Below are 19,648 nucleotides of genomic sequence, written 5' to 3' on the forward strand. Positions count from 1 at the left end.
AACACATGGCAATGCATGATCCTATCGCCGATATGCTGACTCGTATCCGCAATGCACAACGTGCCGACAAAGCTGCTGTAGCTATGCCGTCTTCAAAACTAAAAGTAGCTATTGCTAAAGTTTTAGTAGAAGAAGGTTATGTCGAGTCGTTTACCATTGCTGGCGATGTTAAGCCGGTTTTGACGATTGAATTGAAATATTATGCAGGTCGCCCAGTTATTGAGCGTCTTGATCGTGTTTCTAAGCCAGGTCTGCGTGATTATCGCGGTGCTGGTGACATTCCAAATGTAATGAATGGTCTTGGTGTGGCGATTGTGTCTACATCCAAGGGTGTGATGACCGACCGCAAAGCGCGTGCCAATGGTGTTGGTGGCGAGCTTTTGTGCATCGTTGCTTGATGAGGTATCACAATGTCCCGCGTAGCTAAAAATCCGGTAACCATTCCGGCTGGCGTAGAAGTTAATATCGCCGCAGGTGAAATCGTTGTTAAAGGTCCTAAGGGTTCTTTGGCTCAGCCTATCGTTTCAGATGTAACTGTAAAGATTGAAGACGGCAATGTCGTTTTCGCAGCTAATGGCAACAGCAAATTTGCTCGTGCTATGTCTGGTACTTTGCGTGCTCTGGTTAACAATATGGTTAACGGTGTATCTAAAGGCTTTGAACGTAAGCTAACACTAGTTGGTGTTGGTTATCGTGCACAAGCCCAAGGCGAAGTATTGAACCTATCATTGGGTTTCTCTCATCCAGTTGCTCACAGTATTCCTAAGGGTATTACGTGTGAGACTCCAACTCAAACTGAGATCCTCTTGAAAGGTGCCGATAAACAACTTGTTGGTCAGGTTGCTGCAGAGATTCGTGCTTATCGTTCACCAGAGCCATATAAAGGCAAGGGTGTTCGTTACGCTGATGAAGTTGTGGTTATCAAAGAAACCAAGAAGAAGTAATCGAGGCTGAATCATGGATAAGAATCAAAGTAGACTTCGCCGTGCACGTAAAACCCGTGCCAAGATTGCGGAGCTCAAGGTTGTGCGCTTGTCGGTCCATCGTACCAATAGCCATATGTACGCTCAAATTATTGATGCAACAGGTGGTAACGTTTTGGCTGCAGCTAATACCTTGGAAGCAGGGTTGCGTGCTGAAGTTAAAAATGGCGGCAGTGTTGCTGGTGCAACGGCTGTTGGTAAGTTGATTGCAGAAAGAGCAAAAGCAGCTGGCATTGAGTCAGTCGCTTTCGACCGCTCCGGTTTCCAGTACCATGGCCGCGTTAAAGCGTTGGCTGATGCTGCTCGTGAAGCTGGCCTCGCCTTCTAATTGAGTTTGGAGTTGAATAATGGCTAAGAACGAAAGAGAAGAAGTCAAGGACGGTCTACTCGAGAAGATGGTTAGCGTTAATCGCGTAACCAAAGTAGTTAAGGGTGGTCGTATCCTTGGCTTTGCAGCACTAACTGTTGTTGGTAACGGTGATGGTAGTGTTGGTATGGGTAAAGGCAAGTCGAAAGAAGTGCCAGTTGCCGTACAAAAAGCAATGGAAGAAGCTCGCCGTAAAATGGTGAAAGTTAGTTTGCGTAATGGTACTGTGCAACACACAGTGCTGGGTAAACACGGTGCTACTACCGTATTTATGCAGCCAGCTCCTGAAGGTACCGGCATTATTGCTGGTGGCCCGATGCGTGCTGTGTTTGAAGTAATGGGTATTCATAACATTACTGCTAAGTGCCACGGCTCTACTAATCCATACAATATCGTTCGCGCGACATTGGATGGTCTAGCTAAATTGCATACCCCTTCTGATATTGCTGCGAAGCGCGGCAAGACAGTTGAAGAAATTCTTGGGGGTGCACAATGAGCGACGTAAAAACAATTAAGGTGACTCTGGTTAAAAGCCTGATTGGTCGTCTTGAGGCTCACAAAGCATGTGCTCGTGGTTTGGGTTTGCGTCGTATGAACAGCTCTGCTGTTGTTATCGATACGCCAGAAAATCGCGGCATGGTTAATAAAATCAGCTACTTGCTAAAGGTGGAGGGTTAATATGCAACTCAATAACCTAACTCCTGGTGCCGGCGCAAAACATGCTTCTAAGCGTGTTGGTCGTGGTATCGGTTCTGGTTTGGGCAAGACTTGCGGTCGTGGTCATAAGGGTCAAAAATCCCGTACTGGCGGCTTCCATAAAGTGGGTTTTGAAGGCGGTCAAATGCCTTTGCAACGTCGCTTGCCTAAGCGTGGTTTCGTATCTCTTGCAAAAGGCAAGAATGCAGAGATTACTTTGTCTGAATTGAATGCTTTGCCAATTGGTGAGGTTGACTTGTTGAGTCTAATTCAGGCTGGTTTGATTTCTCAGCACTCTTTGACTTGCAAAGTGGTGTTGTCTGGCACGATTGAACGCGCTGTAACCGTAAAAGGTTTGGGCGTAACTAAAGGTGCTAAGGCTGCAATCGAAGCTGCTGGTGGTTCCATTAGCGAGTAATGCTGTAAATCAATAGGATAGGGCAGAACGTGGCAAATCCCGCTTTGGCTGGCTCGGCAAGTAAATTTGCTGATCTCAAGAAACGGATCTGGTTCGTTGTTGGTGCGCTGATCGTTTTTCGTATCGGCGCACATATTCCAGTACCGGGTATTAATCCGGTGGAATTGGCGAACTTGTTCCAATCGTCACAAACTGGCTTGTTAAACATGTTCAACATGTTTTCAGGTGGTGCATTATCGCGCTTTACTGTATTCGCGATTGGTATCATGCCTTACATCTCGGCGTCGATTATTGTTCAACTCGCTGGCGAGGTGCTGCCTTCCCTTAAACAGCTGAAAAAAGAGGGTGAGTCTGGTAAGCGTAAGCTAACTCAGTACACCCGCTATTTCACTGTTCTTTTGGCTTCTGCGCAGAGTTTTGGTATTGCCATGATGTTGTTTCGTCAACCTAATCTGGTTGTTATGGATCAAGGCTTATTTGTCGCTGTGACAATGATTTCCTTGGTTACCGGAACAATGTTCTTGATGTGGTTGGGGGAGCAGATTACTGAGCGCGGAATGGGGAATGGTATTTCTATCCTAATTTGCGCAGGTATTGCTGCTGGCGTGCCTTCTGCGATTGCAAAAACATTAACACTATCAAGTCAGGGTTCTTTACCAATTTTATTGGTGCTGTTTCTGTTTGTTGGTGTCGTATTGTTGACGGCTGTTGTTGTTTTTGTTGAGCGTGGGCAGCGTAAGGTGCCGATTCAATATGCAAAAAGACAAGTGGGCAATCGCTTGATGCAGGCTCAGAGTTCCTTCTTGCCATTGAAAATTAATATGGCAGGGGTTATTCCTCCTATTTTTGCTTCGTCGATTATCTTATTTCCAGCTACGGTTTTATCGTGGACTGGCAATGGGAATAAATTGTCTTGGTTGAAAACATTGGGCGACATGTTGCATCCTGGTCAGCCGCTATATGTATTGTTTTATGCTGCTGCTATTATTTTCTTCTGCTTCTTCTATACGGCGCTGGTATTTAGCCCAAGAGAAACAGCTGAAAACTTGAAAAAGAGCGGTGCTATGGTTCCTGGTTATCGTCCAGGCGAGCATACTGCAAAATATGTAGAGAAATTAATTTTAAGATTGACATTGATCGGTGCTGTTTACATCACTGTGATCTGTTTAATCCCTGAGTTTTTGATCTTGAAATGGAATGTTCCTTTCTATTTCGGTGGCACATCGCTGCTGATTTTAGTTGTGGTAACCATGGATTTTATGGCTCAAATGCAATCTTATGTGCTTTCACATCAGTATGAAGGCTTGTTAAAGAAAGCAAACTTCAAGGGTTAATCTGATCTGCATTTTATGCAAATGTCAGTAAATTTTTGGAATTGTTCCCAGATGTTGGATTTAATATCTGGGAATATTTCCTAATTCGGACGTGCGGTTCTTGTTTTGCTTCCCAGAATGTTTTGAATGCTATATGATTCAGTCCCTCTTGGGTTGAGTGGTCGCAAATCTTTTGTGGTCCCTAAGCAAGAGTTGTATTGTATCTCAGCCTTTGGGTTGAGATTTTACTTTGATCGTAAAGGATAGACCATGAGAGTTCAGGCATCGGTCAAGAAAATCTGCCGTAATTGCAAAGTTATTCGTCGCAACCGTGTTGTGCGCGTAATTTGTACAGACCCACGGCACAAGCAGCGCCAAGGCTGATTTCATAATCAGTTTTTGGAGTTAGTTCCACGACTTTTTAACCTGGGGTAAGAAGTATGGCCCGTATTGCTGGGGTTAATATTCCCAATCATCAGCATACTGTGATCGGCCTTCAGGCGATTTTCGGTATTGGTCAAACTCGCGCTAAAGCGATTTGTGCTACTACTGCAATTGAGCCTAGTAAGAAGGTAAAAGATCTCAGTGATGTTGAACTTGAAAAATTGCGTGACGAAGTAGGTAAATTCACTATTGAAGGTGATCTACGTCGTGAAGTAACCATGAACATCAAGCGCCTTATGGATCTTGGTTGCTATCGTGGTTTACGTCACCGTAAAGGCTTACCTTGTCGCGGTCAGCGCACGAAAACCAATGCACGTACTCGTAAGGGTCCGCGCAAGGCTATCGCTGGCAAGAAGTAACTAAGGACATAAATTATGGCTAAAGCAAACACAGCTCGTGTACGTAAGAAAGTCAAGAAGAGCGTGTCTGAAGGTATCGTGCACGTTCACGCTTCTTTCAATAACACAATCATTACCATCACTGATCGCCAAGGCAATGCTTTATCTTGGGCTACCTCGGGCGGTGCTGGTTTCAAGGGCTCTCGTAAAAGTACACCTTTTGCAGCACAGGTTGCCGCAGAAGCTGCTGGTAAAGTTGCCCAAGAATATGGTGTTAAGAACCTCGAAGTTCGTATCAAGGGTCCAGGTCCAGGTCGTGAATCTGCAGTGCGCGCATTGAACGCACTTGGCTTCAAGATCACCAGTATCTCGGATGTGACGCCTGTTCCGCACAACGGCTGCCGTCCGCCGAAGAAGCGTCGTATCTAATTCTGGAGTAAGAAATGGCTCGTTATATTGGACCCAAGTGCAAACTCGCACGCCGCGAAGGAACGGATCTGTTCTTGAAGAGCGCGCGTCGTTCGCTCGATAGCAAATGCAAGCTGGAACAAGCCCCAGGCCAGCATGGCGCGAAGAAAAATACGCGTCAGTCGGACTACGGCGTACACCTGCGTGAAAAGCAAAAGATCCGTCGTATTTACGGCGTTCTAGAACGTCAATTCCGTGGCTACTTCCATGAAGCAGCTCGTCGTAAAGGTTCTACTGGTGAAAACCTGTTGAAACTTCTCGAAAGCCGTCTCGATAACGTTGTTTATCGCATGGGCTACGGTTCTACTCGTTCTGAATCTCGTCAACTAGTTTCCCACAAAGCTATCACTGTTAATGGCAAACCGGTAAATATCCCTTCTTTCCAAGTGAAAGCGGGTGATGTGGTTGCTGTACGTGAAAAGTCTAAGAAACAAGTACGTATTCAAGAGGCTTTGTCTCTTGCTGAAGGTATTGGTTTCCCGAACTGGGTACAGGTTGATTCTAAGAAAATGGAAGGCGTATTTAAAAATATGCCAGAGCGTTCCGACCTCTCTAGCGATATCAATGAATCGTTAGTGGTGGAATTCTATTCCAAGTAATAACCTGACCCGCTAAGGCAAGGGATACTGACTTATGCAAATCAACGCAAACGACTTGCTCAAACCGCGCATCATCGACGTGCAAGCAATAGCTTCGGCTCATGCTAAAGTTGTGATGGAGCCTTTTGAGCGTGGTTATGGCCATACGCTCGGTAATGCATTACGCCGAATTCTGCTCTCTTCAATGCCGGGCTTCGCTCCGACAGAAGTGAAAATTGAAGGTGTAGTGCATGAATACTCCGCGCTAGATGGTGTACAGGAAGATGTAGTTGACATCCTGTTGAACCTTAAAGGCGTTGTGCTCAAGCTGCATGGTCGGGACTCTGTTACTCTCACTCTCTCTAAAGAGGGTGAGGGTATTGTAACGGCGTCCGACATCCAGCTACCGCATGATGTCGAAGTGATCAATCCGCAGCACGTGATTGCTCACCTTTCTGCTGGCGGTAAGTTGAACATGGAAATTACAGTTGAGAAGGGTCGTGGCTATCAGCCAGCACCTGCTCGATTGAATAAAGAAGAGGGTCGTACTATTGGTACGGTTATGCTGGATGCTTCATTCAGCCCGATTCGCCGTGTTAGCTACCAAGTAGAAAGCGCTCGTGTCGAACAGCGTACCGATCTTGACCGTTTGATTATCGACATTGAAACCAATGGCGTAATTGAGCCGGATGAGGCAGTTCGCCAAGCCGCTCGGATGTTGATTGACCAACTTGGCGTTTTTGCTGATTTGGAAGGTACGCCAGAAGTAACAGTTGCAGAACCTACAATTACGATTGATCCTATCTTGCTTCGGCCTGTAGATGATCTTGAGTTGACTGTGCGTTCGGCAAATTGCCTTAAAGCGGAAAACATCTATTACATTGGTGATCTGATTCAGCGTACAGAGACAGAGTTGTTGAAAGCTCCGAACCTGGGTCGTAAATCGCTGAATGAGATCAAAGAAGTGCTAGCTTCGAAGGGCCTTAGCCTTGGCATGCGCCTCGAAAACTGGCCTCCGGCTGGCTTAGATAAGCCTTGAAGTCGGCACTAGTAAAGGAACTGACAAATGCGTCACCGTCTTTCTAATCGGAAACTAAATCGCACGACAAGTCACCGTCTTGCGATGCTTCGCAACTTGGCTAACTCGTTGCTAAAGCATGAAGTTATTAAAACGACTCTACCAAAGGCTAAAGAACTGCGCCGTGTAGCTGAGCCGTTGATCACTTTGGGTAAAAAACCATGTTTGGCTAATCGCCGTTTGGCTTTTGACCGTACACGTGATCGCGATATAGTTGTTAAATTATTTGATGTTCTTGGCCCACGTTACGCAACACGTAATGGTGGCTACCTTCGCATTTTGAAATGTGGCTTCCGCCAAGGCGACAATGCTCCTATGGCATTTGTTGAATTGGTTGATCGTCCAGAAGATGCTGAAGTTGTAGAGTCTGCAGAATAAAAAATAGTAAAAAAGGCCAACGCAAGTTGGCCTTTTTTTATGTCTGTCATTTAGTATTCTACTAGTCGTGCTATAGAAGGCTGTACGCCGTACCAGCGCCAATGTTTAGCTGTGTATACGGCGGTTGTTACTATGATTTGATGTGCTTCTTCTAGACTGATTTTCAGAAAATCAGCGCATTTGATTAAGTCTTGTTGATTGTATTCTGTATTCCAAGCCCATTCCGAATGTCTTGCAATGCCTGTTGCTAGTTGTACAATTTTGACGCGTGGTTCATCTGAAAAATCTTCGTCGGCGAGATGGACTAATATTTTAGGCAAATGCCATAGCTTGCTGAGCTGCTGCTGTAGTTCATTAACTGTGCAGCCGAGTATCTGTTTTTGTATATCTTTGCTTCTGAGTGTCGAGTCTGATCGCATCGCGCTCTTAATTTCTAGCATGAGTTCTGGCGCTGCTTGCCAAAGTAATATTTCAGCTGTTTCATGTAGTAGTGCGGCAGTTACAATTTCATTAGGATCGATATCTCGGCGATATTTGCCCATTGCCTCTGCAAGTTGTGAGGCAAAAAATGCACGCGCGCAGGTTTGATGGCAGGCATGTAATGCGACTTCATTTTTTTGTAGCATATTTTCTAGGTGTGGACTTCCGCCAAATGTTCGGAAAAAACCTGTAATCCCTATCATTAGAAGAATTTTTTCTATGGTTGTCACATCGGCAGTTTGCTGCAAGCTTCGTTTGTTTTCTTGGTGCTTTAATAGCTTCAGGCTGAGTAGTGGGTCGTGTCTGATGAGTATTGCAATATCCCTTAAGTCTAAATTTCCGATATTTTTTTGTTGCTCTGTTATTTTTTCATGCGTTGTTGCGAGTATTGGTATTTCCACGCTGGAGAGTAGGCTCACCCATGCGTCGAGATGATTTGGATATTTTTTTAGCATTATCAAAATTCTTCTAAGGAAATTTGTTTGATGGCCTGTTACGCAATTGGTGATATTCAAGGATGTTATGAAGAGTTTAGGCAATTACTCTCATTGATACAGTTTAATCCAGATAGAGATAAAGTCTATCTCGTTGGCGATTTGGTCAATCGGGGGCCGAAATCATTAGAAGTATTGCGCTATGTGAAGCAGCACGAGTCTTCCATTGAGTTTGTGCTGGGAAATCATGACTTGCATTTATTGGCTTGCTGGGCAGGTGTTACCAAACCTAAAGGTCTGGATACACTCGATTCAGTGTTCAACGCACCTGATCTGGATGAGTTAATGCATTGGTTGCGTCAGCAGCCTTTGTTGCTTCATTACGAGCAGTTTGTCATTACACATGCCGGTATAAATCCTGCGGTGCCTTTTGATATTTTGCAGGATATTGCGTGTTTTTGCAGTGAGAAGCTGGCTGGGGAGGATTATGCCGCTTGGCTTGAGCATATGTATGGAAATACTCCGGCTAAGTGGAGTCCAACTTTGGTTGAGCCAGAACTATTTCGTTTTGGTGTCAATTCGCTAACACGAATGCGGATGTTGAACGGCACAGAATTAGATTTAAAATTTAAGGCTGAGCCAGTTTTTGCGCCAATCAATTTAAAGCCATGGTTTGCCGATGAAGGCGCTACTGTAAAGAAGGCCGTTTTTGGGCATTGGTCTGCGTTGGGTTTAATTGTGACGGATAAGATAGTGGCACTTGATACTGGGTGCATCTGGGGTGGTCAACTCACTGCCATTTGCCTTGATACTGGTGCTTTATTCCAGGTGCCGGCATTTGCTGCTTCAAGTTTGATGCTTGAGTGATGTTGTTATTCTCTTATTAATTTATCTAGTCGTTATAAGGTTTGGCTAGAGGCTTTGCTCGATTGAGCTGCATTTGTAGTCGATAAGATCGTCTGATATGACTGGACTACGTAGAGAAAAGCAAAACAAATTTTCTAAGCCTGCTTTGCTTTTCGTGTTAAGTCGCTGATACGAGGTGCTTTTTTTAGTGTGCCTATTATTAGTCAATATCTGGCTGGAATTTTAGTGTGTTAACGATTGAAGTGGCGCGCATAGCGAACATCAATTTGCTTGGTTGGTAGTAACATTAGAAAGTCGGCAGTATTGAAATAAGGATCCCAAGCCGGCTCACCGCAGATCATTGCGCCTGCACGAATATAACCTTTAATCAGAGCTGGCGTTTCCACTTTTTGATCGTGTTCCAATGCTGCAATTGGTAATGGGCATCTAGGAAAAACCCGCCATTCGATTGGAGCGAGTGATTTGCTCGCAATTTTATTGTAGAGGTTTGCCGCAAGATGGCCACCATCTGCCAGAGTTACACTCGCGCAGCCAATCATGTATTGATAGCCATGTTTCTGCATGTAGTCAGCTATGCCTGACCAGAGCAGAGCGATGGTCGCTCCGTTGCGATATTTTGGATGTACACAGGTTCTGCCTAGCTCGACTAACTGAGGGCGAATGTGTTGCAGCCGCGTGAGATCGAACTCTGTATCCGAATAGTAGCTACCTACTTTTCTTGCCTGATGTGGCGGTAAAATCCGGTAGGTGCCAATTACTTCACCGGTATCTTCATCATGCGCTACCAAATGGTCGCAGTAGTCATCAAACAAGTCTTGATCTAGGCCTGGGGTTTTAGTTGTGATTCGCGCGCCCATTTCTTCGACGAAAACTTGATAACGCAAAGTTTGAGCCGCACGAATGGTTTCAGTGCTGGTGGCGATTGAAACAGTCAGTGTTTTTTTGTGTTTCTTTTCTGATTTTTCGCTTTCAACAAACATAAATAACTCCCGTTAGATTGGGAGTTAAATTACTCGGCCTTCATGACGAAGTGGTTAAATATTTGTGAAGTTACTGTGGCAGAAACTAGTTGGTGTCTGTCGTATGGCTATGAAGGGAGTCATCAAGCGACTCTGGAGATGTTGAATTGTCAGGCAGGCGATAAGATTCACTGGCCCAGGCGCCTAGGTCGAGCATTTTACAGCGCTCTGAGCAGAATGGGCGAAATGGATTGCTTGTGCTGTATTCAATCAGTGTGCCGCATTGTGGGCAGGCTATTTTTTTCATGGACAACTTACAAATTGCAATAGGCAAGTGTGAATGGAACGTCGGCATCAACGACTTTTGCTCTATCGCCACTGGTGCTTGGTACTACAAAGCGAATATTAATGGCATAGCGGTTTGCTGATAGCTCAGGAACAGCTGGCAGATCATCATTTAGGCTGACTTTTAGCATTTGTACTGTTTTTCCGCCAGACATTTGCTGAAACGAACCCGCTTTGGCAATAAAATGATTGGATTTTGCTGAGTCTCTCAATAGCTTTAAGACGATATCTAAGCCTTGTTTGATAGGCATCAGCGGATTGAGCCAGCGTTCTAAGTCGAGTTTTCTGCGTTCTGCAGACTGGGTGCGCCAGTAGTGATACGAAGGAAGATCGAATTCGCACACGCCACCAGGAATAGATATTCGCTGCTTAATCGCCATCAGCCACTCATTTTCTCTTAAGTATTGACCTAGTTTGCCAGTCATACTTAAAAGTCGAGCGTGAGTTGATTCAATTTCTGACAGTACACGATCAAGCGCATCTTCAGAAATGTGTGGATTATTGCGTAAGGCAAGTAGCGTCTGACGCTGACGTTCAAGCTCTTGAAGTAAGTCGGATTTTAAGTCCGCGCGACTGGCGACTTCCATAATTTCAAATATACCGAGCAAGGCCATATGGTGATCGATCGGTAGGTCGCGCGATGCAAATTCTTCGGTGCGGACGTAGAGGTCTTCGAGCCGCAAAAGGGTTCGTATTCTCTCATTGATCGGAAATTCGTAACTGATCACAATTCATTGGTCCGGTAAAGATTCGCAATTTTGCCGCATACGCGGCATTTTGAAAACCCATTGATTGATTAATTAAGTCTTTTCTAATAAAAAGCTATGCATTTGCGACACTTTCTCAGCAATGCTCGACAATGTGCCATTGTTTGTAATGATGTGATCTGCTAAATAATTGCGTTGTTTGCGGGGCATTTGTGCTGCAATAATGTTTTGGACTTCATTATGGTTTAGCTTGCTGCGTAGCATCACTCGATTGATTTGATCTTGTTCATCGCAGTCAATCACAATTGAGTAGTGGATTAAATTACGAAATGCCGTCGTTTCAAATAATAAAGGGACTGCAACAATGCAGTAGTGGTGTAGCGAGCTGATTTTCTGAATTTCTTCTTTCGTTTTTTTTAAAATTAGAGGATGGAAAATGGTCTCTAATTGTTTTTTTTTGCTCGGATCGGTGAAAATAAGTTGGCGCAGCCATGTGCGATTCAGAGATCCATCGGCAAGCAGCGCATCAGCACCAAATTGCCGGGCGACTTGTGCATTGGCATCGGAGGTGGGCTTAGATAATTGATGAGCAATGTCGTCGGTATCAATAATGGGTACGCCAAGATCTGAAAAGGCAGCGCAGAAACTACTTTTCCCGCTACCTATTCCACCCGTAAGCCCGACGATGAGCACGCTATGCAATTCCGTATAAGGCAAGTGATAAGTCTTTGCCCCAAATCAACGCGAGTAATCCGGCGACGCCTAAATAGGGACCAAATGGCATCGGTTTATTCCAGCCACGTTTCTGTCCGAGCACCATCACAATACCAATGGTGGCTCCTGCGAACGAAGAAAGTAGAATAATCATCGGGATCATACTCCAGCCAAACCAAGCACCTAAAGCTGCGAGGAGTTTGAAATCACCATAACCCATTCCTTCTTTACCAGTGAACAGCTTAAATGCCCAGTATACGCTCCAGAGCGATAGGTAGCCTGCTATTGCGCCATATACCGCACTTTGTAGCGTAGTAAAGGTATTAAAACTATTGAAGAGTAGCCCCAGCCAGATGAGGGGTAGCGTCATGCTGTCTGGGAGCAGATAGGTGTCTGCATCAATCATGATGAGGGCAATCAAAAACCATGCCAAAATCAATGCACCAGCTAGTGCTAAACCCATTCCAAAATGCCAAGCGAGCCCTGCAGAAATGAGCGCAGTGAGTAGTTCGATTATTGGGTAGCGTGCACTAATGACCGCTTTACATTGGCTGCATTTACCTTTTAATGCCAACCAGCTGAGCACTGGAATATTTTCTAGCGCGGTAATTTGATGCTGGCAGTGTGGGCAGGCTGATCGCGGAACCATCAGGTTATAGGGTTTGGCTGGAGCTGGCTCAATGCCGCATTCAAATGCGGCGCATTCAGCCTTGAATGCGCGTTCTAGCATAAGGGGTAATCGGTGAATAACCACATTCAAAAAACTGCCGACTAAAAGACCGATTATCCCAATTAGAAAAATAAACATTGATTTGTCTTGGAGTGAATAAAATGTATCAACCACCAACTGCCGCACCCATTTTAAAGATGGGTAGATACATCGCAACGACAAGTCCACCGATCAGTGTGCCTAATACGACCATAATAATGGGCTCCATGAGGCTGGATAAGGCCTCGACTGCATTGTCGACCTCTTCTTCGTAGTAGTCAGCTACTTTGCTCAGCATGGCGTCTAACGAGCCGGATTCTTCGCCAATTGAGGTCATTTGCATCACCATATTGGGAAATACATTGGCATTTTGCATTGCAACGGTCAGGCTAGTACCGGTACTGACTTCCGACTGTATTTTTTTTGTGGCTATTTTGTAAATATAATTACCTGCTGCGCCACCGACAGACTCCAGTGATTCGACTAAGGGTACGCCTGCAGCAAACATTGTTGCTAATGTCCGTGTCCAGCGTGCGATTGTCGCATTTTTAACAATTTCCCCTAGCACAGGTAGTTTTAGGATAAGTCTATCCATAAAGATCTGCATCGCCTCAGAGCGGCGCCACGCGTTCATAAATAGCCAGAAGCCACCAAAAATACCACCAAATATAATATACCAATAGCTGGTAAATATATCCGAAACGGCAATTACGAATTGGGTTGGTGCAGGCAAGTCTGCACCGAAGCTTGAGAATAAATCTTTAAAAGCGGGAATAACAAAAATCATAATAACGGCGGTGATTACAAATGCAGCAACGATAATCGCAGTAGGGTAAAACATCGCTGATTTGATTTTCTTTTTCACACCAAGGATTTTTTCTTTGTATGTTGCTAGGCGTGCTAGCAGCGCATCAAGAATACCGGCTTGCTCGCCTGCTTGGACGAGATTGCAATATAGCGCATCAAACTGTAGCGGATGCTTTCTAAATGCTTGGGTTAAAGAAGATCCTGTTTCAATATCGGTTTTAATTTCGTTGAGTAGCTTGGTGACTGATGGGTTGCCATGACCTTTAGCAACGATGTCAAATGAGGTGAGTAGAGGCACGCCAGATTTGAGCATGGTGGCCAACTGACGAGTGAACATCGCAATGTCCAACTCGGTAATTTTACGACCGCCTGCCATACGGATTTTTTTTACGCTGGCAACGTTGATGCCTTGGCGACGTAGCGTGTTTTTAACGACGGCTTCACCACTGGCGCGCATTTCTCCGCTGACTGCTTTGCCGGTGCGATCTTTACCTTTCCAGTGAAAAGTAAATTCTTTGACTGCTGCTTTTTTTTGGGCTGCCATAAGTAGGCCTCTATTCGTTGGTGACGGCCATAATCTCTTCAAGAGAGGTTAGGCCTTGTTTGACTTTACGTAAGCCCGCTTCGCGTAGCGACAATACACCTTCTTTGCGTGCTTGATCTGCGATATCAATGGCGTTACCGTTACTCATAATAATGCGGTTTAAATCATCGGTGATTGGCATTACTTGATAGATACCCACACGGCCTTTGTAGCCACTGTCTTTGCAGATCTCGCAGCCTTTTGGCCCATAACTTTTCCAGCTGCCGTCTAAATCACTTTGATCAAATCCTGCACTTAATAATGCAGCTTCGGGGATGTCTACGACTTGTTTGCAACTGCATAAGCGGCGGGCTAGTCGTTGGGCTGTGATTAAGATCACTGACGAAGCAATATTAAACGGTTGGATGCCCATATTGAGCATCCGTGTCAGCGTTGTTGGTGCATCGTTGGTATGGAGTGTAGAGAACACCATATGACCCGTTTGGGCTGCTTTAATTGCAATATCAGCCGTCTCTAAGTCACGAATTTCACCCACCATGATGATGTCTGGATCTTGGCGTAAAAAGGCCTTGAGTGCGGCAGAGAATGTTAGGCCTGCTTTGTCGTTGACGTTAACTTGGTTAATGCCCGGTAAATTAATCTCGCACGGATCTTCTGCTGTGGAAATATTGATGTCGGGTTTATTGAGTAGATTCAAACACGTATAAAGTGAAACAGTTTTGCCTGAGCCTGTTGGCCCTGTGACGAGCACCATGCCATAAGGGCGGTGAATCGCTTCTAAAATAGTTGCTTTTTGGTCTGGGTCATAGCCGAGCGCATCGATGCCTAGTGTTGCAGACGATGGATCTAAAATCCGCATAACAATCTTTTCGCCATGCATCGTCGGTAATGTGGATACCCGAAAGTCAATGGCGCGACTTTTGGATAAAACGAGTTTCATCCGGCCATCTTGTGGAACGCGTTTTTCTGAAATATCGAGCTTCGAAATGACTTTGATGCGTGAGGAAATTTTTTCTTTAATCGCGAGTGGTGGCGTAGCGACTTCGCGTAGGACGCCATCGACGCGATAGCGAATGCGGAAAAACTTCTCGTAAGGCTCAAAGTGGATATCGGATGCGCCTTGATTAATCGCATCCATTAACATTTTTTGTAGGTATTTAACGATCGGAGCATCGTCGATTTCTAAATTGGCTGCACTGTCTTGTACAGGCTGGTCATCACCACCAGCCATTTCAAGGTCGGCCTCATCAATGACCATGTCTTTGAGCGTGGAGCCGCTCGCTTCTATCATTTTGCTGAGCAAAATAGCGAGTTTAGGGTCTTCGACAATAATGGGTTCGACTTGAGCATTGGTTTGGAAGCGAACGTTTTCCACCGCTGCCATATTAGTAATATCAGAAATACCAATGAAGAGCTTAGTGCCGCGTTTATACAGTGGAACGAGCCGCTGTGTTTGCATCGCTTTAGCGTCGAGTATGCCCTGTGGGATATAACTAGGGTCGACTCGGTCGAGGTCGAGCAATGGGTAGCCAAACGTTTTGGAAGAGAAATCGGCAATGTCGCGTGCTGACATTTTCTTGCTTTGAATGAGTTGTTCAATAAAGGAGACTTTATTGCTCGCAGCATTGGTTTGCAGCGCTTCTGCATCGGCTTCAATTAGGCGGCCATGTTGCACTAAAAGCCGTGCAAGCCCAGAAATAGGTGGGGCAGTCATAAGCGAGAAGTCTCTCCAGAGCCGTTATTGATGGTATGAGCGTTGGCTCAATATAGTGTTATTTATGTTTTTGCGCTTGTAGTCTAGCAGATGTAAGACGATTGGCGGGACGACGACGCCGCTCGCGCCATTGAATGTTGCGTGCATGTCGTTTGTGTGTTGGCTTGCGTATTTGTTCTTTTTAGGGGCAGGCGGTGCGTACCTAACTTTTTTGAGTGCAATTTAATCAAGTTTTGTATATGGGTATTGCTTGCTAGCCCTTGCTAAAGAACACTTCCAGGGCAATACGCGTGCCAATATAGCCTAGAAATAATAAGCTAAATCCGGCGAGCGCCCAGTTGGCAGCAAAGCGACCACGCCAGCCATAACGAATTCTACCTATCAGTAGCATGCCAAAAATCGCCCATGAGGCTAAAGCAAAAATAGTTTTGTGTGAGAGCGTGAGCAAAGCACCGTTTATTTGCTCAGAAAAAACGATGCCGGTGATGAGTGCTGCACTGAGTAAAATAAAACCGCTGGTGACGCAGCTAAAGAGTAATTTTTCTAGTGTTAATAGCGGTGGTAGCGTGCGCGCTAGAATTTTTCGGCTGGTATTGTGCAGGTTGCGATCAGAGAAACGCATTAGAATAGCGATCGCTGCGGCGTTGACAATCAGCCCCTGCGCTAGCATCGCGAGTAAAAAGTGGCTGCGCGAGAGGTTGTTTTGTACGTAGGTAATGGCGTGACCAGTCGGGAGCAGTATTGACAGCAGTACAAAGCTGGCGACAAACGCAAAGAGCGGCGGCTCTAGGCCGTCGAGTTTCCAGCGTTGCCTGCCGAGCACATAAATCAGTAAGCTGAGCCATGCGGTCAATGAAAGTGACTCTGCTGCGCCAAAGTGCAATTGTGGCGCGCTCAGCAATGGTAACAGTACCGCTGCACTGTGAATCAGCAAGCCTGCTAGCAATAAACCCAGCTCAGGTAAGTAGCGAGCAGGTGGCTGTCCTGCAAGACGGATTTGGCAAAAATGCCAACCGAGTAACAGGTAAATCAGCAGAGTGAGTGGGGTAAGCAGGGTGAGCACGTCAAATCAGGTTAAAATGTCGATTGTTTAGTCTAACAGAGTCGATGCCGAATCGGCATCAACCGCATTAAAGGTGTAACGCATGTTTGAAAATCTGTCTGGCCGCTTGGGCGGTGTGGTTAAAACGCTGCGCGGTAACGCCCGCTTGACTGAAGACAATATGAAGGATGCGCTGCGCGAAGTGCGCATGGCGCTGCTTGAGGCCGATGTGGCTTTGCCGGCGGTGAAGCAATTTATTGCCGATGTGAAAGTGCGTGCCGAAGGTCAAGAAGTCGTCGGCAGCCTTACGCCGGGTCAAGCCTTGATTGGTGTGGTCTACGAAGAACTCACCAAGCTGATGGGCATGCAAAATGATGCGCTGAACTTGGCTGCCGTGCCGCCCGCCGTGATTTTGATGGCGGGTTTGCAAGGAGCGGGTAAAACCACGACATCAGGTAAGTTGGCCAAGCATTTAAAAGAAACCCAGAAAAAGAAAGTACTTCTGGTTTCTACTGACGTGTATCGCCCCGCGGCGATTGAGCAGCTCAAAACCTTGGCGGGGCAATTGAGCGTTGATTGGTTTCCATCCGATGTGGCGCAAAAGCCGGTTGATATCGCTGTGGCGGCCATCGATCATGCAAAACGACATTTTTATGATGTGCTGATTGTCGATACAGCAGGGCGTTTGGCGATTGACGAAGCGATGATGGCTGAAATTAAAGCCTTGCACGCAGCGGTGAATCCGATCGAGACCTTATTCGTCGTCGATGCGATGCAAGGTCAAGACGCGGTGAATGTCGCGCAAGCCTTTAATGAGGCGTTACCACTGACCGGTATCGTGCTGACCAAAATGGACGGCGATTCACGCGGCGGCGCGGCTTTGTCGGTGCGTCATGTGACCGGCAAGCCAATTAAGTTCTTGGGTACGGGCGAGAAACTCACTGGGCTGGAGCCTTTCCACCCAGACCGGATGGCCAGCCGCGTACTTGGCATGGGCGATGTGCTGTCTTTGATCGAAGACGTGAAAAATTCGGTCGATGAAGCCGAAGCCCTCAAAATGATGAAAAAGGTCAAATCTGGTAAAGGGTTTGATCTGGAAGACTTTAAAACTCAAATTCAACAAATGAAGAAAATGGGCGGGATGTCGGCCTTGATGGATAAATTGCCCGGCAATATGGCTGCGATGGCCGATAGCCAAGTGAACGATAAATCGGTGGCGCGGATTGAAGGCATTATCAATTCAATGACGCCGCTGGAACGTCGGAAGCCTGAACTCCTTAAAGCTAGCCGTAAACGCCGGATTGCGACCGGTGCTGGCGTTTCGGTGCAAGAAGTGAATCGTTTGCTGAAGCAGTTCGAGCAAACGCAAAAAATGATGAAGCAATTCTCGGGTGGCGGCATGATGAAAATGATGCGCGGCCTTAAGGGTATGATGCCGGGAATGTAGGGTTTTATGGGTATTTGAATGTAGCCATCATTTAATATGGCTTATATGCAGATACCCTTAGCTGTCGCTGTCTGCTGCATAGAGTTTCGGCAAGCTACATTGTTGCCGTTTAGAAGTTAATTGTTGTACATCCTTGCGGTGAAGTCTGTTTTCAGGCAGAATCGCCGCCTTTCTGCTAATTACCAATATTGGGTTTTATTATGGTCGTGATTCGTCTAGCTCGTGGTGGCGCAAAAGATCGCCCGTTCTACAACATCGTTGTGACTGATTCGCGCAACCGCCGCGATGGTCGTTTCATCGAGCGCGTAGGTTTTTACAATCCTCAAGCCCGTGGCGCTGAAGAATCAGTACGTTTGACGCAAGATCGTCTGACTTACTGGCTTGGCGTTGGCGCACAGCCATCGGACACTGTAGCTCGTTTGATCAAAAACGCAGCTAAGTAATTCGTGCTGAATAATCTGAAGGCCTCAGCAGCAACGACCGAAGTGCCAGATGATCTGGTGTCGATGGGTTATGTGAATGGGCCTTTTGGCATTCAAGGCTGGATTAGCCTCGTTGCCGACACTGAAAACGCTGATAGTTTACTGAACTACCCAGTTTGGTGGCTAGGGCGTAATGGTGTTTGGCGCGCTTATAAAGTTGTTGATTCGCATATGCAGCCGAAGAAATTGGGCGCAAAACTGGAAGGCGTGAATGACCGCGATGCGGCTTTTGCACTGAAAGGCAGCGAAGTCTTTATCCCGCGCAGCAGTATGCCGCCCGCGGCTGAAGGCGAATATTACTGGGCTGATTTGATTGGCTTGGAAGTATTTAATCAGCAAGATGAGCGTTTGGGTGTTATTGATAAGCTGTTTGAAACTGGCGCTAACGATGTCATCGTCGTTAAAGATGAAACCACTGAGCGGCTTGTGCCGTTTGTGGGGCATGTGGTGCTGGATGTCAACCTTGAAACGCGTGTGATGCGCGTCGATTGGGGCTTGGATTATTAATCCGCAGTGCTCGGTTCTGTGCTTAGGTTCGCATGCAATTTGATGTTGTTACTTTGTTTCCAGAAATGTTTGATGCAATCAGTGCGCATGGGGTAACTCGGCGGGCGGTTGAATTAAATCTGATCGGTTTAACGACATGGAATCCGCGAACGTACACTACGGATAACTATCATCGTGTCGATGATCGCCCCTTCGGTGGTGGTCCTGGGATGGTGATGTTGCCTACACCGCTGGACGAAGCTTTGGCTGCGGCCAAGCAGCATCAACGCGATGTAGGGTGTGTGCCGCACACGATTTATTTGTCGCCGCAAGGCGCACCGCTCACGCATAAAAAAGCGGAACTTTTGGCTCAATTGCCAAGTTTGGTTTTGTTGTGTGGTCGGTATGAAGGCGTTGATGAGCGTGTTATCCAGACGCAAGTTGATGAAGAAATTTCGGTTGGTGATTATGTATTATCGGGTGGCGAGTTGCCCGCGATGATTCTAATCGACGCCGTATCCCGCTTGATTCCTGGTGTGCTCAATACCGCAGCCAGTGCAGTGGAAGATTCATTTGTGGATGGGTTGCTGGATTGCCCGCATTACACCCGTCCCGAAAATTATCGCGGCATGTTGGTACCAGATGTCTTGATGTCGGGTAATCATGCTGCAATAAGGCGCTGGCGCCTAAAGCAGTCTTTGGGGCGTACTTGGTTACGCCGTCCAGATTTGCTGCAAGGCCGCCAGTTAACTAAAGAGGAAGCTCGTCTTCTGGCTGAATTCAAAACTGAATATGCAGCGCTCCCGAATCCTCGGGCAGAAGGTACGGTTTCACACACGGAGTAGTATCC

27 protein-coding genes are annotated in these 19,648 nt (G+C 46.3%); 18 read left to right on the forward strand and 9 right to left on the reverse strand.

Annotated elements, in window-relative coordinates; all coding sequences use genetic code 11:
• Nucleotides 1-5 precede the first annotated feature (5 nt).
• The 13 genes from rpsH to rplQ all read left to right on the forward strand — a co-directional run bounded on the left by rpsH (nt 6) and on the right by rplQ (nt 7,061).
• Nucleotides 6-398 carry a 30S ribosomal protein S8 gene (gene rpsH, locus Q320_RS0116670; protein WP_027469938.1) on the forward strand — a complete coding sequence of 131 codons (393 nt, stop codon included), beginning with the start codon at nt 6-8 and terminating at the stop codon, nt 396-398.
• Nucleotides 399-410: 12 nt separating this feature from the next.
• Nucleotides 411-944: a 50S ribosomal protein L6 gene (rplF, locus tag Q320_RS0116675; protein WP_027469939.1), complete on the forward strand. Its 534-nt coding sequence runs from the start codon at nt 411-413 to the stop codon at nt 942-944.
• Nucleotides 945-957: 13 nt separating this feature from the next.
• Complete coding sequence (rplR, locus tag Q320_RS0116680; protein ID WP_027469940.1) at nt 958-1,311, forward strand: 50S ribosomal protein L18; 354 nt, start codon at nt 958-960, stop codon at nt 1,309-1,311.
• 19 nt (nt 1,312-1,330) lie between these two features.
• Entirely contained in the window at nt 1,331-1,846 is a 516-nt protein-coding gene (rpsE, locus tag Q320_RS0116685; protein WP_027469941.1) for a 30S ribosomal protein S5, read from the forward strand.
• Nucleotides 1,843-2,028 (forward strand): 50S ribosomal protein L30, encoded by a 186-nt coding sequence (gene rpmD / locus Q320_RS0116690; protein ID WP_027469942.1) that lies wholly within the window; start codon nt 1,843-1,845, stop codon nt 2,026-2,028. The genes rpsE and rpmD overlap by 4 nt, the downstream gene beginning before the upstream one ends.
• A 1-nt stretch (nt 2,029) precedes the next feature.
• Entirely contained in the window at nt 2,030-2,464 is a 435-nt protein-coding gene (gene rplO / locus Q320_RS0116695) for a 50S ribosomal protein L15 (RefSeq protein ID WP_027469943.1), read from the forward strand.
• A gap of 29 nt (nt 2,465-2,493) precedes the next feature.
• Nucleotides 2,494-3,798, forward strand: a complete 1,305-nt coding sequence (gene secY, locus Q320_RS0116700) for a preprotein translocase subunit SecY (RefSeq protein ID WP_027469944.1) — start codon at nt 2,494-2,496, stop codon at nt 3,796-3,798.
• Nucleotides 3,799-4,047: 249 nt separating this feature from the next.
• A complete protein-coding gene (gene rpmJ, locus Q320_RS21410) occupies nt 4,048-4,161 on the forward strand; it encodes a 50S ribosomal protein L36 (RefSeq protein ID WP_072428311.1) in 114 nt (37 codons plus the stop codon).
• Nucleotides 4,162-4,217: 56 nt separating this feature from the next.
• On the forward strand, nt 4,218-4,580 hold the full coding sequence (gene rpsM / locus Q320_RS0116705) for a 30S ribosomal protein S13 (protein ID WP_027469945.1): 363 nt from the start codon (nt 4,218-4,220) through the stop codon (nt 4,578-4,580).
• Between the two features lie 15 nt (nt 4,581-4,595).
• Complete coding sequence (gene rpsK / locus Q320_RS0116710) at nt 4,596-4,988, forward strand: 30S ribosomal protein S11 (protein WP_027469946.1); 393 nt, start codon at nt 4,596-4,598, stop codon at nt 4,986-4,988.
• A 14-nt stretch (nt 4,989-5,002) separates the two neighbouring features.
• Entirely contained in the window at nt 5,003-5,626 is a 624-nt protein-coding gene (rpsD, locus tag Q320_RS0116715) for a 30S ribosomal protein S4 (RefSeq protein WP_027469947.1), read from the forward strand.
• 34 nt (nt 5,627-5,660) lie between these two features.
• Nucleotides 5,661-6,644, forward strand: coding sequence for a DNA-directed RNA polymerase subunit alpha (locus Q320_RS0116720; RefSeq protein ID WP_027469948.1), 984 nt, complete (start codon nt 5,661-5,663; stop codon nt 6,642-6,644).
• A gap of 27 nt (nt 6,645-6,671) precedes the next feature.
• On the forward strand, nt 6,672-7,061 hold the full coding sequence (gene rplQ / locus Q320_RS0116725) for a 50S ribosomal protein L17 (protein WP_027469949.1): 390 nt from the start codon (nt 6,672-6,674) through the stop codon (nt 7,059-7,061).
• Nucleotides 7,062-7,111: 50 nt separating this feature from the next.
• Here rplQ and Q320_RS20360 read toward each other — a convergent pair whose 3' ends face one another.
• Entirely contained in the window at nt 7,112-7,996 is an 885-nt protein-coding gene (locus tag Q320_RS20360; RefSeq protein ID WP_051534847.1) for an HDOD domain-containing protein, read from the reverse strand.
• Nucleotides 7,997-8,026: 30 nt separating this feature from the next.
• On the opposite strand from Q320_RS20360, the gene Q320_RS0116735 reads away from it, so the two are divergent.
• A complete protein-coding gene (locus Q320_RS0116735) occupies nt 8,027-8,842 on the forward strand; it encodes a symmetrical bis(5'-nucleosyl)-tetraphosphatase (RefSeq protein ID WP_027469950.1) in 816 nt (271 codons plus the stop codon).
• Nucleotides 8,843-9,072: 230 nt separating this feature from the next.
• Here the strand turns inward: Q320_RS0116735 and Q320_RS0116740 are convergent, their stop codons facing one another.
• From Q320_RS0116740 to Q320_RS20365, 8 genes are all read right to left on the reverse strand, one after another.
• On the reverse strand, nt 9,073-9,822 hold the full coding sequence (locus Q320_RS0116740) for a GNAT family N-acetyltransferase (protein WP_027469951.1): 750 nt from the start codon (nt 9,820-9,822) through the stop codon (nt 9,073-9,075).
• Nucleotides 9,823-9,907: 85 nt separating this feature from the next.
• Complete coding sequence (locus tag Q320_RS21415; protein ID WP_308417141.1) at nt 9,908-10,156, reverse strand: DNA gyrase inhibitor YacG; 249 nt, start codon at nt 10,154-10,156, stop codon at nt 9,908-9,910.
• The gene (gene zapD / locus Q320_RS0116745) at nt 10,116-10,874 is read right to left on the reverse strand and encodes a cell division protein ZapD (protein ID WP_027469952.1); all 759 of its coding nucleotides are present in this window, start codon (nt 10,872-10,874) and stop codon (nt 10,116-10,118) included. Before zapD ends, Q320_RS21415 begins: the two co-directional genes overlap by 41 nt.
• Before the next feature lie 72 nt (nt 10,875-10,946).
• Complete coding sequence (gene coaE / locus Q320_RS0116750) at nt 10,947-11,546, reverse strand: dephospho-CoA kinase (protein WP_027469953.1); 600 nt, start codon at nt 11,544-11,546, stop codon at nt 10,947-10,949.
• 1 nt (nt 11,547) lies between these two features.
• Nucleotides 11,548-12,465, reverse strand: a complete 918-nt coding sequence (locus Q320_RS0116755) for a prepilin peptidase (RefSeq protein ID WP_281174246.1) — start codon at nt 12,463-12,465, stop codon at nt 11,548-11,550.
• Nucleotides 12,404-13,627: a type II secretion system F family protein gene (locus Q320_RS0116760; RefSeq protein WP_027469955.1), complete on the reverse strand. Its 1,224-nt coding sequence runs from the start codon at nt 13,625-13,627 to the stop codon at nt 12,404-12,406. The genes Q320_RS0116755 and Q320_RS0116760 overlap by 62 nt, the downstream gene beginning before the upstream one ends.
• Before the next feature lie 10 nt (nt 13,628-13,637).
• The gene (pilB, locus tag Q320_RS0116765; protein WP_027469956.1) at nt 13,638-15,341 is read right to left on the reverse strand and encodes a type IV-A pilus assembly ATPase PilB; all 1,704 of its coding nucleotides are present in this window, start codon (nt 15,339-15,341) and stop codon (nt 13,638-13,640) included.
• 253 nt (nt 15,342-15,594) lie between these two features.
• Nucleotides 15,595-16,404 (reverse strand): cytochrome C assembly family protein, encoded by an 810-nt coding sequence (locus Q320_RS20365; RefSeq protein ID WP_035854043.1) that lies wholly within the window; start codon nt 16,402-16,404, stop codon nt 15,595-15,597.
• A gap of 82 nt (nt 16,405-16,486) precedes the next feature.
• Between Q320_RS20365 and ffh the strand changes: the two genes are divergently transcribed.
• The 4 genes from ffh to trmD all read left to right on the forward strand — a co-directional run bounded on the left by ffh (nt 16,487) and on the right by trmD (nt 19,643).
• Nucleotides 16,487-17,830, forward strand: a complete 1,344-nt coding sequence (ffh, locus tag Q320_RS0116775) for a signal recognition particle protein (protein ID WP_027469957.1) — start codon at nt 16,487-16,489, stop codon at nt 17,828-17,830.
• 200 nt (nt 17,831-18,030) lie between these two features.
• Complete coding sequence (rpsP, locus tag Q320_RS0116780) at nt 18,031-18,273, forward strand: 30S ribosomal protein S16 (RefSeq protein WP_027469958.1); 243 nt, start codon at nt 18,031-18,033, stop codon at nt 18,271-18,273.
• Between the two features lie 3 nt (nt 18,274-18,276).
• Nucleotides 18,277-18,819 (forward strand): ribosome maturation factor RimM, encoded by a 543-nt coding sequence (rimM, locus tag Q320_RS0116785; RefSeq protein WP_308417142.1) that lies wholly within the window; start codon nt 18,277-18,279, stop codon nt 18,817-18,819.
• 32 nt (nt 18,820-18,851) lie between these two features.
• The gene (trmD, locus tag Q320_RS0116790; RefSeq protein WP_027469960.1) at nt 18,852-19,643 is read left to right on the forward strand and encodes a tRNA (guanosine(37)-N1)-methyltransferase TrmD; all 792 of its coding nucleotides are present in this window, start codon (nt 18,852-18,854) and stop codon (nt 19,641-19,643) included.
• Nucleotides 19,644-19,648 lie beyond the last annotated feature (5 nt).

It is taken from the genome of Deefgea rivuli DSM 18356 (assembly GCF_000620145.1).
Lineage (GTDB): Bacteria > Pseudomonadota > Gammaproteobacteria > Burkholderiales > Chitinibacteraceae > Deefgea > Deefgea rivuli.

Excerpts from the sequence above, each read along its gene's own strand:
- rpsH (WP_027469938.1), top strand. The coding sequence starts at position 6 with ATGGCAATGCATGATCCTATCGCCGATATGCTGACTCGTATCCGCAAT.
- Q320_RS0116735 (WP_027469950.1), top strand. The coding sequence starts at position 8,027 with ATGGCCTGTTACGCAATTGGTGATATTCAAGGATGTTATGAAGAGTTT.
- rpsP (WP_027469958.1), top strand. The coding sequence starts at position 18,031 with ATGGTCGTGATTCGTCTAGCTCGTGGTGGCGCAAAAGATCGCCCGTTC.
- rpmD (WP_027469942.1), top strand. The coding sequence starts at position 1,843 with ATGAGCGACGTAAAAACAATTAAGGTGACTCTGGTTAAAAGCCTGATT.
- Q320_RS20360 (WP_051534847.1), bottom strand. The coding sequence starts at position 7,996 with ATGCTAAAAAAATATCCAAATCATCTCGACGCATGGGTGAGCCTACTC.
- rplF (WP_027469939.1), top strand. The coding sequence starts at position 411 with ATGTCCCGCGTAGCTAAAAATCCGGTAACCATTCCGGCTGGCGTAGAA.
- ffh (WP_027469957.1), top strand. The coding sequence starts at position 16,487 with ATGTTTGAAAATCTGTCTGGCCGCTTGGGCGGTGTGGTTAAAACGCTG.
- Q320_RS21415 (WP_308417141.1), bottom strand. The coding sequence starts at position 10,156 with ATGCCGACGTTCCATTCACACTTGCCTATTGCAATTTGTAAGTTGTCC.
- pilB (WP_027469956.1), bottom strand. The coding sequence starts at position 15,341 with ATGACTGCCCCACCTATTTCTGGGCTTGCACGGCTTTTAGTGCAACAT.
- rpsM (WP_027469945.1), top strand. The coding sequence starts at position 4,218 with ATGGCCCGTATTGCTGGGGTTAATATTCCCAATCATCAGCATACTGTG.
- Q320_RS0116740 (WP_027469951.1), bottom strand. The coding sequence starts at position 9,822 with ATGTTTGTTGAAAGCGAAAAATCAGAAAAGAAACACAAAAAAACACTG.
- trmD (WP_027469960.1), top strand. The coding sequence starts at position 18,852 with ATGCAATTTGATGTTGTTACTTTGTTTCCAGAAATGTTTGATGCAATC.
- Q320_RS0116760 (WP_027469955.1), bottom strand. The coding sequence starts at position 13,627 with ATGGCAGCCCAAAAAAAAGCAGCAGTCAAAGAATTTACTTTTCACTGG.
- rpsE (WP_027469941.1), top strand. The coding sequence starts at position 1,331 with ATGGCTAAGAACGAAAGAGAAGAAGTCAAGGACGGTCTACTCGAGAAG.
- rplQ (WP_027469949.1), top strand. The coding sequence starts at position 6,672 with ATGCGTCACCGTCTTTCTAATCGGAAACTAAATCGCACGACAAGTCAC.
- rplR (WP_027469940.1), top strand. The coding sequence starts at position 958 with ATGGATAAGAATCAAAGTAGACTTCGCCGTGCACGTAAAACCCGTGCC.
- rpsK (WP_027469946.1), top strand. The coding sequence starts at position 4,596 with ATGGCTAAAGCAAACACAGCTCGTGTACGTAAGAAAGTCAAGAAGAGC.
- rpsD (WP_027469947.1), top strand. The coding sequence starts at position 5,003 with ATGGCTCGTTATATTGGACCCAAGTGCAAACTCGCACGCCGCGAAGGA.
- rpmJ (WP_072428311.1), top strand. The coding sequence starts at position 4,048 with ATGAGAGTTCAGGCATCGGTCAAGAAAATCTGCCGTAATTGCAAAGTT.
- Q320_RS0116720 (WP_027469948.1), top strand. The coding sequence starts at position 5,661 with ATGCAAATCAACGCAAACGACTTGCTCAAACCGCGCATCATCGACGTG.
- rplO (WP_027469943.1), top strand. The coding sequence starts at position 2,030 with ATGCAACTCAATAACCTAACTCCTGGTGCCGGCGCAAAACATGCTTCT.